Source organism: Prosthecobacter sp., assembly GCF_044222345.1.
Taxonomy (GTDB): Bacteria; Verrucomicrobiota; Verrucomicrobiia; order Verrucomicrobiales; family Verrucomicrobiaceae; genus Prosthecobacter.
Genome location: NZ_JBGANL010000001.1, coordinates 290551 through 306326, shown reverse-complemented (window position 1 = coordinate 306326; position 15776 = coordinate 290551). Strand labels below are relative to the sequence as shown.

The window sequence follows — 15776 nt, the reverse complement described above, 5'->3', positions numbered from 1 at the left end:
CTAGAACTGGTAGCTGAAGCGGATGCTCCCGAAGTGTGCCTGCAGATCACGGCGGAAGAACTGTCCCTGATAGGATAGCATGAGGCTGAACCGCTCATTGAAAGCAAGGTTTACCCCCAGTCCGGCCACCACATAATCCTGACCAGGAGCCTGCTGGCCGCCAGTGGATGAGAAGGGCACATTGATCAGTGACACGCTGGTGCCGTTGTTGTTTTTGACGTTCTGCCGCTCATAGCTCAGACGCACCTGCGGTGTGATCGTCCCAAAGCCTGCCTTGATCTGCTTGGAGGCGGACCAGCCCACCCGGCTGACCAAAGATTGATAACTCTGCGCGCTGTAATGCAAGGCCGCCAGACCACCGCCAGTTTCATTGTACGCGTCCACCGAACCATGCAGATAGTCCACACCCACAAAGGGGCCGGTCACCAGCGTGTTGTTTTGGAAGCGCAGATTCCAGCCTGCGTTGTACTGCACCGAATGAGTGTAAGTTCGCGTCGTGCCAAAAGCCGTCGGAAATGGCACCCCGGGATTGCGAATGGAATCCATCTGATACGTGCCAAAGCTGTAGAGCAGGCTGTTCCAGAAGCTGCCCCGCACATAGGAAACGTACGAGGACAACGCCGGACCTTCGAGGTGCAGGCTGCCTGCGTTGCTGGTGTAGCCCTGGCTGCTCTGCAGGAAGGAGGCGGCGAAACCGAGTGTCAGTCCCCGTGAGAAATGACGCTCTGCCCCGACGCCCGAAGCCCACGAGTCAATCTGCACACCTGACTGCGTGCGGATGGGATTGAGTTTGACGTTGCCGTAGTTCACCGTGGCAAACACTTCCCACTGCCGGCTGCGCGCCACACGTTTGGCGATGGGTGAGGCCTTCTTGGGATCGCCGTCCCCTTCACCGACAATGACCCCGTCATCCAGTGCCGCGGTGATGGAGCCTGAGTCGTCGCCTTCTTCACCACCACCAGAACGAAGGTTGAAGAGGTGCCCGTTCAGATCACTCGTCACCGTGTTGCCCCCGGACACCAGTGCCTGCACTTCGACAGCCGCAAGAGCCAGGCCGCCATTCGTGTCGATGATGGAAAACACACCGTCGCTCGGGTCGAGATAACTGGTAAAGCCGCTCGCCAGGTGCAGGCTGCTGTCATTCAAAGCCAGGCTGGCCGCAAAACTTCCCGCATTGGCATCGCCGCTGTTAAGGTGCACAAGCTGCCATTGGTCGCCGCCGCGGAAGTTCGTCATGCCATTGGGATTGCCGATGACGACCGTGCCTCCAGCCGTGGCATCGAGCTTGCCATGCAGATTGATGGAATCCGCCGCCGTGGCATTGCTGAGGTTGTTGCCCAAACCCGCGCCACTGAACAGATCCAGCCGGATCACGCTGTCAGCGCCCATCACCACAGCACCCGAACCCGAGGTGGTGAGCGCAAAGGTCGAAGCCGTTGCCGCCACTCCCGGATCACCCACACTGAACGTGCCATTGATGAAAATCGACTGGTCCACCGCCGTGGTGATGGCCCCCGTGCCAGCCAGCAGGCTGTCACTGCTGAGATCGAGCTGCGTCGTAGTCACCGATGCATTCGCAATCAAGGCAGCGCCGTTCTGCACCGTGGTGGGGCCGTTGTAGTCACTGTCGGCACCCACCACCAGCGTCGTTCCATCCACCACCAGATCCGAGCTGGCGCTGGCACCACTGATGCCTGTGCCGCTCACATAGACCGTTCCGCCCCCTGTGATGGTGAGGACCGTGCCGTCCTTCACCAACCCGCCCGTCAGATTCAAAATGCCGCCACCCACATTGATGCTCGCATTCGTCTCAGCCGTGATCGCCCCGGTGTAGCTGCTCGTGCCTCTGTTGCGCAGCGCTCCGCCACCACCTGCACCGCCGCCGTTGAGAGCGAGCGTTTCGGACGTGCTGTAGTTCACGTTGTTGAGCATCAGCGTCGCACCGCTGCTCACGGTGGTGCCTGCGGCTCCAGTACCCAGCGCATTGTTGCGGGTCACCTCCAATGTACCTGCGCGCACGTTCGTTGTGCCTGCGTAGGTGTTGTCACCGTTGAGTTTCAGCGTCCCAGTCCCGGCCTGCGTCACCCCACCGCTGCCGCTGATCACGCTGGCAAAATCCGTCCCCTGGGTCACCGCATCCGTGCGGTTGAATGCCAGCGTGCCGTTGTTGCTGAGCGCACTGCTGGCGGACAGCGAACCCGTGGTGCCACCGCCGCCGATCTGCAGCACACCTGCGCTGATGGTCGTGGCACCGGTATAGGTGTTCGCACCGCCAAGCACCCAGGTGCCACCGCCAGTTTTCGTCAGCGTCGTGGCATCACCGTTGTCTCCAATCACGGCAGCAAGGGTGTTGTCACCAGTATTCGTTCCGGTGAGGATCAGCGTGCGGATGCCGCTCTGACTGTTGAAACCCATGCTGCCCGTGTTGGTGAAATTCACCGCGCCGGTGCCGGAAGCATCCAGGGTGCCGCCACTGCTGCCAACGCTGAACAACCGGTCCGTGCTGGTCGAACCCCCGGTGTATTGCAAGGTGCCACCATTGAGCACCAAGTTGGACGCGGCATTGGTGGACGCCCCCACATGGCTGCTGGCACCACCATCTGCGAGCACGGAAACACTGAGCACACCAGCGTTGATCGTCGTGCTGCCACTGTAGCTGTTGTCCCCCGTCAGCGTGGTGGTTCCTGAACCCGCCTGAGTGAAAACACCGCTGCCACTGATGTCATTGGCGATGGTAAGCGCATCCGAACGGTTGATCGTCAGACTGGCATTGTTGATCACCGCGCCAGTTCCGAGCGTGCCCGTGGTCCCACCCGCACCCACCTGCAGTTCGCCAGCACTGATGATCGTGATGCCCGTGTAGGTATTCGCACCCGCGAGCACCCAGGTGCCAGCGCCGGACTTCGTCAGCGCAGTCGCACCACCATTGTCACCGATCACTGCGGCAAGCGTATTGCTGCCGGCATTGGTGCCGGTGAGCGTCAGCGTGCGTGCGCCACTCTGACCATTGAATCCCATGCTGCCAGTGTTAGTGAAATTCACCGCTCCTGTCCCCGAGGCATCTATGGCGCCGTCGTTGGTTCCCACGCTAAACAAACGGTCCGTGCTCACATCCGCACCCGTGTATTGCAAGGCCCCCCCGTTGAGCACCAGGTTCGTCGCTTCATTCGTGGACGCCCCCAGATGGCTGTTGCTGCCACCATCTGCAAGAACTGCCACACTGAGCACTCCAGCATTGATCGTCGTGCTGCCAGTGTACCCATTGTCACCCGTCAGCGTCGTGGTGCCTGAGCCCGCCTGCGTGAGCGAACCGCTGCCACTGATCGCGTTGTCGACGGTGATGTCATCTGAGCGGTTGATAATGAGACTGCCGTTGTCAGTCACCGCCCCACTCCCGAGCGATCCCGTGGTGCCACCAGCGCCGATCTGTAGCACGCCCGCATTGATGGTCGTGATACCGCTGTTGCTGTTGTTCCCCGTAAGCACCCACGTTCCCAGCCCAGACTTCGTCAATGCCGTCGCGCCACCATTGTCGCCGATCACGGCGGCAAGCGTGTTGTCCCCAGTGTTCGTTCCGGTGAGAGTCAGCGTGCGGATGCCGCTCTGGCTGTTGAATCCCATGCTGCCGGTGTTGGTGAAATTCACTGCTCCCGTGCCAGAGGCATCCAAGGCACCGCCATTCGTTCCCACGCTAAATAAACGGTCCGTGCTCACATCCCCGCCCGTGTATTGCAAGGTACCACCATTGAGCACCAGGTTCGTCGCAGCATCGGTGGACGCGCCAAGGTTGCTGTGGCTGCCACCATCGGCGAGCACCGCCACACTGAGCACTCCGGCGTTGATCGTCGTGCTGCCGCTGTAACTGTTGTCACCCGTCAGTGTCGTGGTGCCCGCCCCCGCCTGCGTGAGCGAACCGCTGCCACTGATGGCGTTGGCGATGGTCAGTGCATCGGAACGGTTAACGATGAGGCTGGCGTTGTTGATCACCGCACCTGATCCCAGCGTTCCCGTCGTGCCACCCGATCCCACCTGGAGCACTCCAGCGTTGATGGTCGTCGTTCCTGTGTAGCTGTTGGCTCCGGTCAGCGTGAACGTGCCCGAACCTTCTTTGACAATCGAAAGCGCTCCTGCACCGCCGTCTTGAATGACACCGCTGAAGGTGGTGCTGGTGTTGTTTCCGCCCGTCGTCAGCGCTGCCGCATCCACGGAGTTGTTCTGCACGGTCCCTGAACCTGCCAGCGAGCCGATGCGTGCATTCAGTCCATTCAGCTCCAAGGTGGCATGCGAGCCCAAAATGATGGCTGAATCCAGGTTGCTGCCGCCAATTTGAAGCACCCCGGAACTGACGGTGGTGGCCCCCGTGTAGGTATTGGCTCCAGTGAGCAGCCAGGTGGCAGTGCCGTCGATCGACACCGAAGTAGCGCCGCCAAAATCGCCGATCGCTGCTGCGATGATGTTCACTCCGCTGTTCGTGCCCGTGAGCAGCAGGTTGCGGTCACCACTCTGGCCGTTGAATCCCATGCTTCCCGTGTTCGTGAAATTCAGCGCACCACTGCCAGTCACATCGATCACCGCGCTGCCGATGCCCACACTGAACAAGCGATCCGTGCTCGCATCTGCCGCACCCGAGTATTGGAGCGTGCCGCCGTTGATCACCAGGTTCGCAGCGTCGCTCGCCGCCGCGCCGATGTTGCTGCTGCTGCCGCCATTGGCGAGGAAAGTCACATTGAGAACACCGGCGCTGATCGTCGTCGCCCCGGTGTAGGAATTCGTGCCGCTGAGCGTGGTCGTGCCTGATCCAGCTTGCGTAAACGAACCGCTGCCGCTGATCGCATTGGCGAGGGTGAGGTCATCCGAACGGTTGATCACCAGGCTGCCGTTGTTGATCACCGCTCCGCTGCCCAGCGAACCCGTGGTGCTGCCACTCCCGGCTTGCAGCACTCCTCCGCTGATGGTCGTGGTGCCGGTGTAAGTGTTCGTTCCTGTCAGCACCCAGGTGCCTGCGCCGGATTTCACCAGCGAGGTCGCTCCACCGTTGTCACCGATCACCGCAGCAAGCGTGTTATCGCCAGTGTTCGTGCCCGTGAGGGTCAAAGTGCGCGTGCCGCTTTGGCTGTTGAATCCCATGCTCCCCGCATTGGTGAAGTTCAGCGCGCCTGCGCCGGAGGCGTCCAGCGTGCCGCCGCTCGTTCCCACGCTGAAAAGCCGGTCCGTGCTCGCTGTCGCTCCCGTGTATTTCAGCGTGCCCCCGTTGAGCACCAGATTGGTCGCGGCGTTGGTGGATGCACCGATATTACTGCTGTTGCCCCCATTGGCGATGGACGCCACACTGAGCACTCCGGCACTGATGGTCGTGCTCCCGCTGTAGCTGTTGGCGCCGGTCAGCGTGGTGGTGCCGGCACCCTGCTGCACCAGCGAACCGCTGCCGCTGATACTGTTCGCAAAGAGGATGGCATTCGAATGGTTGATCACCAGGATGCCGTTGTCAGTCACCGCTCCGCTCCCGAGCGTGCCCAAGGTTCCACCATTGCCGATTCGGAGCACCCCGTCGCTGATGGTCGTGGCTCCAGTATAAGTATTCATTCCAGTGAGCACCCAGGTGCCAGTGCCAGATTTCACCAGCGAGGTGGCGCCACCATTGTCACCAATGGCTGCGGCGAGAGTGTTGTTGCCGGCATTCGTTCCGGTGAGCGTCAGCGTGCGCGCACCGCTCTGACTGTTGAACCCCATGCTGCCCGTGTTGCTAAAATTCACCGCGCCCGTGCCCGAGGCATCCAGCGTGCCACCACCCGTCCCAACGCTGAACAACCTGTCCGTGCTGGTCGCAGCCCCGGTGTATTTCAAAGCACCACCATTGAGTACCAGGTTCGCCGCTGCGTTGGTGGAAGCGCCCAAGTTGCTGGCGCTGCTTCCGTTCGCGAGTTGCGCCACGCTCAGCGTTCCCCCGTTGATCAAGTTGATGCCCGTGTAGAGGTTGGACCCTGAAAGCACCCAGAGCCCGATGCCATTTTTATAGATGGAGGTGAAGCCGCCGCTGTCCCTGATGTTAGCGGCGATGGTGTTGTTTCCCGTGTTGCTGCCTTGTAGAAACAACACCCGTGCTCCAGCCTCGCTGTTGAAGCCCATGCTCCCGGTATTGGTGAAGTTCACGGCTCCCGTGCCCGAGGCATCCAGCGTGCCCCCACTCGTTCCCACGCTGAACAGGCGGTCCGTGCTGGTCGCAGCCCCGGTGTATTTGAGGGTGGACAAGCCGAGCACCAAATTGGTGGCTGCGTTGCTCGAAGCACCAATGCTGCTGGCCACACCGCCATTGGCGAGGCTTGAAATGATCAGCATGCCCAGATCAATCCGGGTGCTTCCTGTATAAGTATTCGCACCAGCCAGCACCCAGGTGCTGGAAGCAAGTTTGATCAGTGACGTGGCTCCGCCGTTGTCGCCGATGATCGCTGCGAGCGTGTTATTGCCTGTGTTGTCGCCATTGAGAATGAGTGTGCGGGCGCCCGTCTGCCCATTGAATCCCATGCTGCCTGTGTTGGTGAAGTTCACTGCGCCAGCGCCCGAGGCATCCAGCGTTCCGCCGCTCGTTCCCACGCTGAACAGACGGTCCGTACTGACGGCCGCACCCGTGTATCGCAGCACACCACCATTGAGGATCAGGTTCGCGGCGGCACTCGTGGCCGCACCCATGCCGCTGGCACTGCCTCCATTCGCAAGGCTGGAAACCGCCAGCTGACCTCCGGTGATCGTGGTGGTCCCCGTATACCCGTTGACGCCGCCAAGCGCCCACTGACCAGCTCCAGTCTTCATCAGTGAAGTGGCTCCTCCGTTGTCATCGATACTCGCGGCGATGGAGCCACCACCCCCCGTCCCGGTGAGCGTCAGCGTCCGCGCGCCAGTCTGGCTGTTGAACCCCATGCTCCCGGTGTTGGTAAAGCTCACCACACCCGTCCCGGATGCATCCAGCGTACCGCCGGCAGTGGTGACCGTAAACAGTCGGTCCGTGGACACCGCAGCCCCCGTGTAGCGCAGCGTGCCGCCATTCAGGATGAGATTGGACGCGATGTTGCTGGAGGCCCCGATGCTGCTGGCCGTCCCTCCGTTTGCCAGAACGGCAGCGCTGAGCACACCGGTAGTGACGACGGTGCCACCCGTGTAGGTGTTGCTGCCCGTCAGCGTGAGCGTGCCGCCTGTGCCTCCCTTGTTTAAGGCTAGATAACCACTGCCTCCGTCTTGAAGGACTCCCGAAAAAGTGGAAGTCCCGGCACCCAGGACATTCAAAGTGGCCCCCGTGGCCGTGCCGTTCTGCACCGTGCCCGCTCCGGCCAGTCCTCCAATGCTGTTGTTAAAACCATTGAGTTCAAGCACAGCCCCGCTCGCAACCGTCACTGCCGAACCAACGCTGAATGCATTCGCAGCTCCCGCCTGGAGTTTCCCCGCGTTGACAAAAGTGGCGCCCGCGTAGCTCTTGCTTCCGGTAAAGGTCGTCGTGCCGCCGCCCGCTTGCGTGAAAGTGCCGGTGCCGCCGATGGAGTTGGCAAGAGTGACCGCATCAGAGCGGTTGATGACGAGGGCCGCGTTGTCGGTCACCGCACCCGTTCCCAGCGTTCCTGATGTGCCTCCGCCTCCTATTTGCAGCACTCCGGCGCTGATGATCGTCGTGCCAGTGTAGCTGTTCTCACCGGCCAGCACCCATGTGCCAGCGCCCGATTTCGTCAGCGAGGTGGCGCCCCCGTTGTCCCCGATCACCGCAGACAGAGTGTTGTTCCCGGTGTTGGTTCCAGTGAGGGTCAGCGTGCGCGTGCCGGAGCCATTCAGTCCCAGATTGCCGGTGTTGGTAAAAGCCACCGCGCCTGTGCCGGAGGCGTCCAGTGTCGGCGTTGTTCCTGTGCCGATGCTGAAAAGACGGTCCGTCGTGGTGGCAGCCCCGACGTAACGGAACGTTGCATTGATGACCAAATTGGCGGCGTCGCTCGTCGCGGCACCGATGCTGCTGTTCTGCCCGCCGTTGGCCAGATTGGACACGTTGAGAATGCCTCCAAGCACACTCGTCACCCCCGTGTAGGAGCTGGCACCCGAAAGCCCCCAGGTGGAAATCCCCAACTTTTGCACGGTCGTTGCTCCACCATTGTCGCCGATGGTGGCCGCCAGACTGTTGGCGGCGGTGCTGGTGCCTGAGAGCAGAAAAGTATGCGCACCGCTGTTCGTGAAACCGATGGAACCAGTGTTGGTGAAGTTGACCGCACCCGCACCGTTCGCCTGCAGGCCGCCACCGCCCACTCCTAAAGTGAAAAGCCGGTCGGTGGTTGAGCCCGTACCAGCATAGATCAATGTGCCGTTGATGACCAGGTTTGACGCCGCATTGGACGCGGCACCAATGTTGCTGGCCACTCCGCCATCCGCGAGACTGGTCACTTTCAAACTCCCACCGCTGACGGTGGTGACTCCGGTGTAAGAGCTGTTCCCGGAGAGCACCCAGGTGCCAGCGCCTGATTTCGTCAGCGCGGTCGCTCCACCATTGTCGCCAATCGCTGCGGCCAGAGTGTTGTCATTCGTGTTGCTCCCACCCAGAGTCAGGGTGCGTGCACCGCTCTGACTATTGAACCCCATGCTGCCGGTGTTGGTGAAGTTCACCGCAGCCGAACCCGAGGCATCCAGCGTGCCGCCATTGGTCCCCACGCTGAACAACCGGTCTGTGCTGGAACCGCTTCCCGTGTATTGCAGAGTGCCCCCATTGAGCACCAGGTTGGTGGAGAGGGAGGTGGCCGCGCCAATGCTGCTGTTGCTGCCACCATTAAACAGCGTGGCTGCTTTCAGCACGCCGCCGCTAATCGTCGTTGCTCCGGTGTAACCGTTGATTCCGGTCAGTGCCCAGGTGCCGTCACCGGACTTCGTGATTGCTGTGGCTCCGCCATTGTCACCGATCAGAATGGAGATGGTGTTGCTGCCGGTGTTTGTTCCGGTGAGGGTCAGGGTGCGTGCGCCACTCTGACTGTTGAAACCCATGATGCCCACGCTGGTAAAGTTCACCGCCCCAATGCCTGAGGAGTCTAGCGCACTCCCTGCCGCCGTTCCCAGGCTGAAGGCGCGGCTGGTGCTGACTGCATCTCCCGTATACTGAAGTGTGCCGCCGTTGAGCACCAGATTGGTCACGGCATTGCTTGCGGCACCGATGCCGCTGGCGGAACCACCATTGGCAAGACTGGAAATGGACAGCACCCCGCCTGTGATCGTGGTGGCCCCGGTGTAAGTATTCGCACCAGAGAGCACCCAGGTGCCCGTGCCGCTTTTGACCAGCGAGGTGGCGCCGGTGTTGTCACTGATGATAGCGGCGAGCGTGTTGTTGTCCGTGTTCGTTCCGGTCAGAGTCAGGGTGCGTGCTAATGTAAATGAGCGCCCCATCAGACCTGTGTTGGTAAAGTTCAAAGCTCCTGTGCCTGATGCATCAATAGTGGCCGTGACCCCCACGGAAAAAAGACGATCCGTACTGACCCCGGCTCCGATGTACTTGAGTGTACCCCCGTTGATTTGAAGATTGTTGGCCACCGAGGTTGATGCCCCGATGTTGCTGGCGCTCCCGCCGTTGGCCAAAGTGCCCACGATCACGGTGCCCGCTGAAATGGATGTAAAACCGGTGTAGGTGTTCAACCCTGAGAGAGTTGCTGCGCCCTGGGCATTGCTGACCGTCCCCGTGCCACTAATCACATTTGACAGAGTAAAGGCGTCCGAGCGAAACAGCACCAAAACCCCGTTGTTCACGATGTTGCCCGTACCCGCCGTGCCGCTGGCAGTGCTGTGGCCAAGCTGCAGCACGCCTCCGCTGATGGTGGTGGTGCCCGAATAGGTGTTGTTACCGGTCAGCACCCATTTGCCCGAGCCGAGCTTCGTCACTGAAGTGGCACCGCCATTATCGCCGATCACCGCCGCCAGCGTGTTGAACCCCAGCGATGAGCCTATCAGTGTCAGTGTGCGTGCACCGGTCTGACCGTTGAATCCCATGGCTCCAGTGTTGGTGAACTTCAAATCACCCGTGCCGGAGGCCTCCAGCGAGATGCCATTGGTTCCCAGGCTGAACAACCGGTCGGTGCTGGACCCGGCACCAGTGTATTGAAGTGTGCCTCCGTTCAAGACGAGGTTGCTCGCGTCACTGGACGCAGCACCGATGTTGCTGGCCACACCACCATTGGCAAGATTCGTCACATTGAGGATGGTTCCACCGTTCCCAATGATCGAGGTTACTCCCGTGTAGGTATTCGCCCCGGTCAGCGCCCAGATGCCGGCATTGATCCGCGTGAGCAATGTCGGTCCGCCATTGTCCCCGATGACTGCCGCAATCGTGCTCGTCCCCCCGCTCGCATTGGCCAGTGTAAGTGTACGCGCGCCAGTCTGGTCATTGAACCCCATGCTTCCCGTATTGGTGAAGGTCACTGCACCGCTGCCAAACACATTCAATGTGGCTCCGGAAGTGCCCAGACTGAACAGCCTGTCCGTACTGACCGTGCCCCCCGTGTACATGAACGTGCCGCCATTGAGCACCAGATTGCTGGCAGCATTGCTCGATGCGCCAATGCTGCTGGCGCTGCCACCATTCGCCAGGGAACTGACTTTGAGCACTCCGGTGCCGCTCATGGTCGTGACACCCGTGTACGTACTGGCCCCGCTCAGCACCCAGATGCCGCCGCCGGCTTTGGTGACTGAAGTGGCACCGCCATTATCGCCGATCACCGCCGCCAGTGTGTTGTCGTTCGCATTGATGCCGGTCAGAGTCAGCGTGCGTGCGCCGCTCTGACCATTGAAGCCCATGCTGCCCGTGTTGGTGAAGTTGATGTTAAAACCACCCGAGGCATCAATCGTACCACCACTGGTGCCAACACTAAACAGCCGGTCTGTGTTCACCGCTGACGCAGCGCCTGGCGAGTATTTGAGCGTGCCACCGTTGAGCACAAGATTCGTGGCTGCATTGCTCGATGCCCCGATGTTGCTGCTGCTGCCACCATTGGCCAGAGTGATCACATTCAGCACACCACCGTTGATCGTCGTCACGCCCGTGTAGCTGTTCGTACCGCTCAGCGTGGTGGTGCCCGTGCCAATCTGGGAAACACTTCCGCTGCCGCTGATGGTGTTGGCAACGGTAATGTTGTCTGATCGGTTGAATGTCAGGTTGCCATTGTCAGTGACCGCCCCGCTTCCCAACGTGCCGCTGGTGCCGCCATTGCCCACCTGCAGCACACCGCCGCTGATCGTCGTCACCCCGCTGTAAGTATTGGCTCCAGCCAGAACCCAGGTCCCCGTTCCAGCCTTGGTCAATGCGGTCGCCCCCGCATTGTCACCAATGCTTGGATTCATCGTGTTGTTCTGCGTATTGGTGCCGCCCAGGACCAGCGTTCTTGCTCCCGTGGAGGAGCCAAATCCCACTGCCCCCGTATTGGTAAAGACCAGCGCCCCGCTGCCGGAAGATTCAATCGTCGCCACTGGATTTGCCGTGCCCGTGGGCACTTCAAACAGACGGTCCGTCGATGCTCCCGTCCCGACATACCGCAAGGTGCCCAGATTGGTGATCGAAAGATTGCCCGCCGCAGAGCTCGATGCCCCAATGCTGCTCGCCACCCCGCCATTGCCAAGATCGCTCACCGTCACAACACCCCCGTTGCTGATGATCCGGGTCACCCCGGTGTAAGTATTGGTGCCGCTGAGAGTCAGCATCGTGTTTCCATTGCTCGTCACACCGCCGGCCCCGCTGATCGTCTGCGCCAGATTCACCGATCCTGAGCGCGAGACAACCAGGGTTCCTCCGCTGTTGATGATGATCTCTCCCGTGCCAATGCTCCCGGTGCTCCCTCCGAGATTGCCAATCGCCACTGCGCCTCCATTGATCGTTGTCGTTCCCGTGTATGTGTTGTTGTCACTGGTCAGCCGAAGCGTGCCAAATGTGTTCGACTTCACCACCGACGTCGCGCCTCCATTGTCCCCAATGCCGCTGGCCAGCGAAATGATACCGCCGAAGGTGCTGTTGCTGAATGCAAAGGTCAGCGTGCGCGCCCCAGTCTCATCATTGAAGCCGATGTTCCCAGTGTTGGTAAAGTTGAGCGTCGCAGCCACCGGAAGACTGATGGTGCCGCCCGCAGCACCCACGCTGAACAAGCGATCTGTGCTGGTGGTTGTGGCGTTGTTATACTGCAGTGTCCCGCCATTGAGCACCAGATTGCTCGCCGCATTGCTGGAGGCCCCGATGTTGCTGCTGCTGCCTCCATTGGCAAGGCTCGTCACATTCAGCACACCCCCGTTGATCGTCGTCGCTCCTGTGTAGCTGTTGGAGCCTGACAGCGTCCATGCACCCGCCCCGGCCTTCGTCAGCGCCGTGGCACCACCGCTCTCACCGATCACCGCAGCCAGGAGGTTGCTGCCCGTGTTAGTGCCGGTCAGAGTCAGCGTACGTGCGCCGCTCTGACTGTTGAACCCCATGCTGCCCGTATTGGTCAAACTCAGCGCGCCACTGCCGGATGCATCCAGTGTGCCGCCGCCCGTGCCCACGCTGAAGAGCCGGTCCGTGCTGACTCCCGCGCCTGTGTATCGGAGCGCACCACCGTTGAGCACCAGATTGGTGGCGGCACTGCTTGAGGCGCCGATGTTGCTGGCACTGTTGCCGTTGGCCAGCGTCGCCACACTGAGCACACCGCCGCTGATCGTCGTCGCCCCCAGGTAGCTGTTCGTACCGCTGAGCGTGGTCGTTCCCGCACCCGCCTGAGTCACCGATCCGCTGCCACTGATGGTGTTGGCAACGGTAATGCTGTCTGAGCGGTTGAATGTCAGATTGCCATTATCAGTGACCGCCCCGCTGCCCAGCGTGCCGCTGGTGCCGCCATTGCCCACCTGCAGCACACCGCCGCTGATCGTCGTCGCACCGGTATAGCTGTTGGTTCCGGTGAGCACCCAGGTGCCCGCACCCGTTTTCGCCACTGCAGTGGCCCCACTGTTGTCACCAATCGCTGCCGCGAGCGTGTTGGCTCCCGTGTTCGTGCCCGTCAGTGTCAAAGTGCGCGTACCCGTCTGGCTGTTGAACCCCATGCTCCCCGTGTTGGTGAAACTCACCGCGCCCGTACCAGAGGAATCCAGCGTGCCGCCAGTGCTCCCCACACTGAACAACCGGTCCGTGCTCGACCCGCCCCCCGTGTAGAGCAGCTTGCCGCCATTGAGCACCAGATTTGTCGCCGCACTGCTCGCAGCACCGATGCCGCTGGCGCCGCCGCCATCGGCCAGACTCGTCACGCTCAGCACTCCACCATTCAGCGTGGTTGCCCCCGTGTAGGTGTTCGCCCCTGTCAGCACCCAGGTGCTGGACACCAACGTATGCGTCACAGATGTTGCCCCGCCGTTGTCGCCTATGACGGCCGCAATCGTACTGGCACCACCATTGGAATTCGCCAGCGTCAGCGTACGCGCCCCCGTCCCGACGAACCCCATGCTTCCCGTGTTGGTGAAGTTTACCCCGCCCGTTCCAAACGCATTCAAAATGATGCCGGAAGTCCCCAGGCTGAAAAGTCGGTCCGTGCTCACCGTGCCGCCGGTATAAGTGAATGTACCACCATTGAACACCAGATTGCTCGCCGCATTGCTCGATGCCCCTATGTTGCTCGCCACTCCACCATTCGCCAGGGAGCTGACCTTCAGCACCGCCGTGCCGCTCACGGTCGTCACCCCCGTGTAAGTGTTCGCCCCGCTCAGCACCCAGATGCCCCCCCCGGCCTTGGTGACCGAGGTCGCGCCGCCATTGTCACCAATCACTGCCGCCAGCGTGTTGTCATTCACATTGTTGCCCGTCAGAGTCAGCGTGCGCGCACCGCTCTGGCCATTGAACCCCATGCTTCCCGTGTTGGTGAAGTTGATGTTGAAACCGCCGGAAGCATCAATGGTGCCTCCACTGGTGCCCACGCTGAACAACCGGTCCGTGCTAACCGCCGCACCAGCACCAAAAGAATATCTCAGCGTACCTCCATTGAGCACCAGGTTCTCCGCCGCATTGCTGGAAGCCCCGATGTTGCTGTTGCTCCCGCCATTGGCGAGATTCGTCACATTAAGCACACCACCGTTGATCGTGGTGGCACCCGTGTAGCTGTTGGAACCAGTCAGCGTGGTGGTGCCCGTGCCAGTTTTGGAAACACTGCCGCTGCCACTGATAGCATTGGCCACAGTCAGGTTGTCAGATCGATTGAATGTCAGGTTGCCATTGTCGATGACGGCCCCGCTGCCCAGCGTGCCGCTGGTGCCACCATTGCCCACTTGCAGCACACCGCCGCTGATGGTCGTCACCCCCGTATACGTGTTGGCTCCAGCCAAAATCCAGGTTCCCGCTCCAGCCTTGGTCAAGGCAGTCGCACCCACATTGTCACCAATGCTCGGATTCATCGTGTTGTTCTGCGCGTTCGTTCCGCCCAAGACAAGCGTCCTCGCTCCGGTCGACGAACCAAACCCCATGGCTCCAGTATTGGTAAACACCAGCGCCCCGCTGCCTGACGACTCAATGGTTGCCACTGGATTTATCGTGCCCGTGGGCACCTCAAACAGACGGTCCGTCGAAGCTCCTGTCCCGACATACCGCAACGTGCCCAGATTCGTGATGGACAGATTGCCCGCCGCAGAGCTCGATGCCCCAATGCTGCTTGCCACTCCACCGTTGCCCAGATCGCTCACCGTCACAATTCCCCCGTTGCTGATGATGCGGGTCACCCCGGTGTAGGTGTTGGTACCGCTGAGAGTCAGCATCGTGTTTCCATTGCTGGTCACACCACCAGCACCGCTGATGGTCTGCGCCAGAGTCACCGATCCCGAGCGCGAAGCAACCAAAGTTCCTCCAGCATTGATGATGATGGCTCCAGTGCCGATGCTCCCGGTGCTTCCACCCAATGTGCCAATCGACACAGCGCCGCCGTTGATCGTTGTCGTTCCCGTGTACGTGTTGTTGTCACTGGTCAGCCGAAGTGTGCCAAACGTGTTCGCCTTCACCACGGATGTCGCCCCGCCGTTGTCCCCGATGCCGCCTGCCAGGGAAATGATTCCACCGAAGGTGCTGTTGCTGAATCCGAAGGTCAGTGTGCGTGCCCCTGACTCACCATTGAAGCCGATGCTGCCTGTGTTGGTAAAATTGAGCGTCCCGGCCACAGGAAGACTGATGGTGCCGCCTGCGGTGCCCACACTGAAAAGTCGGTCTGTATTGGCGGTGACAGTGTTGTTGTATTGCAGGGTGCCTCCATCGAGCACCAGATTGGCGGCCGCATTACTGGAGGCTCCGATGTTGCTGCTGCTGCCTCCATTGGCCAGCGCGCTGGTGCTCAAGATGCCGCCAGAGATGATCGTCGTGCCGGTGTAAGTACTATTCCCAGAAAGCGTCAGCGCACCGGCACCGTCCTTGGTCAAACCAGTGCTGCCTCCGAGCGCCGCACTGATCGTCGCCGCTGTGTTCGCGGTGATCGTCGAATTCAAAAGGGTCAGCGCGTTTCCTCCGTCCGCCAGGGTGTAGCCCGAATTAAAAACCATGTTCCCGACGGTCACCGCCCCGCCCAGCGTCACCGTTCCTGCCGTCCCGCCAAAAATGGCTGAGTCCGGCGTGGCGCTGTTCCAGATCGTGTCACCACTGCCCGTATTCCAGTTGCCCAGGCCATCCGTCCAAGTCCCAGTCCCACCCGTGATGGTACTGCCATCTCCAGTGACCGTGTCCCAAGTCAGCGTTGCTGCATGCGCCACAGGCCCCGCCTGCCAAAAACCTGAAACGGCCAAAAAAAGCA

General features: G+C 61.0%; 1 protein-coding gene. It reads right to left on the bottom strand.

Annotated features, from left to right (window positions below):
- Positions 1-15735 (bottom strand): autotransporter-associated beta strand repeat-containing protein, encoded by a 15735-nt coding sequence (locus tag ACILSL_RS01195; RefSeq protein ID WP_395730163.1) that lies wholly within the window; start codon positions 15733-15735, stop codon positions 1-3.
- Positions 15736-15776 lie beyond the last annotated feature (41 nt).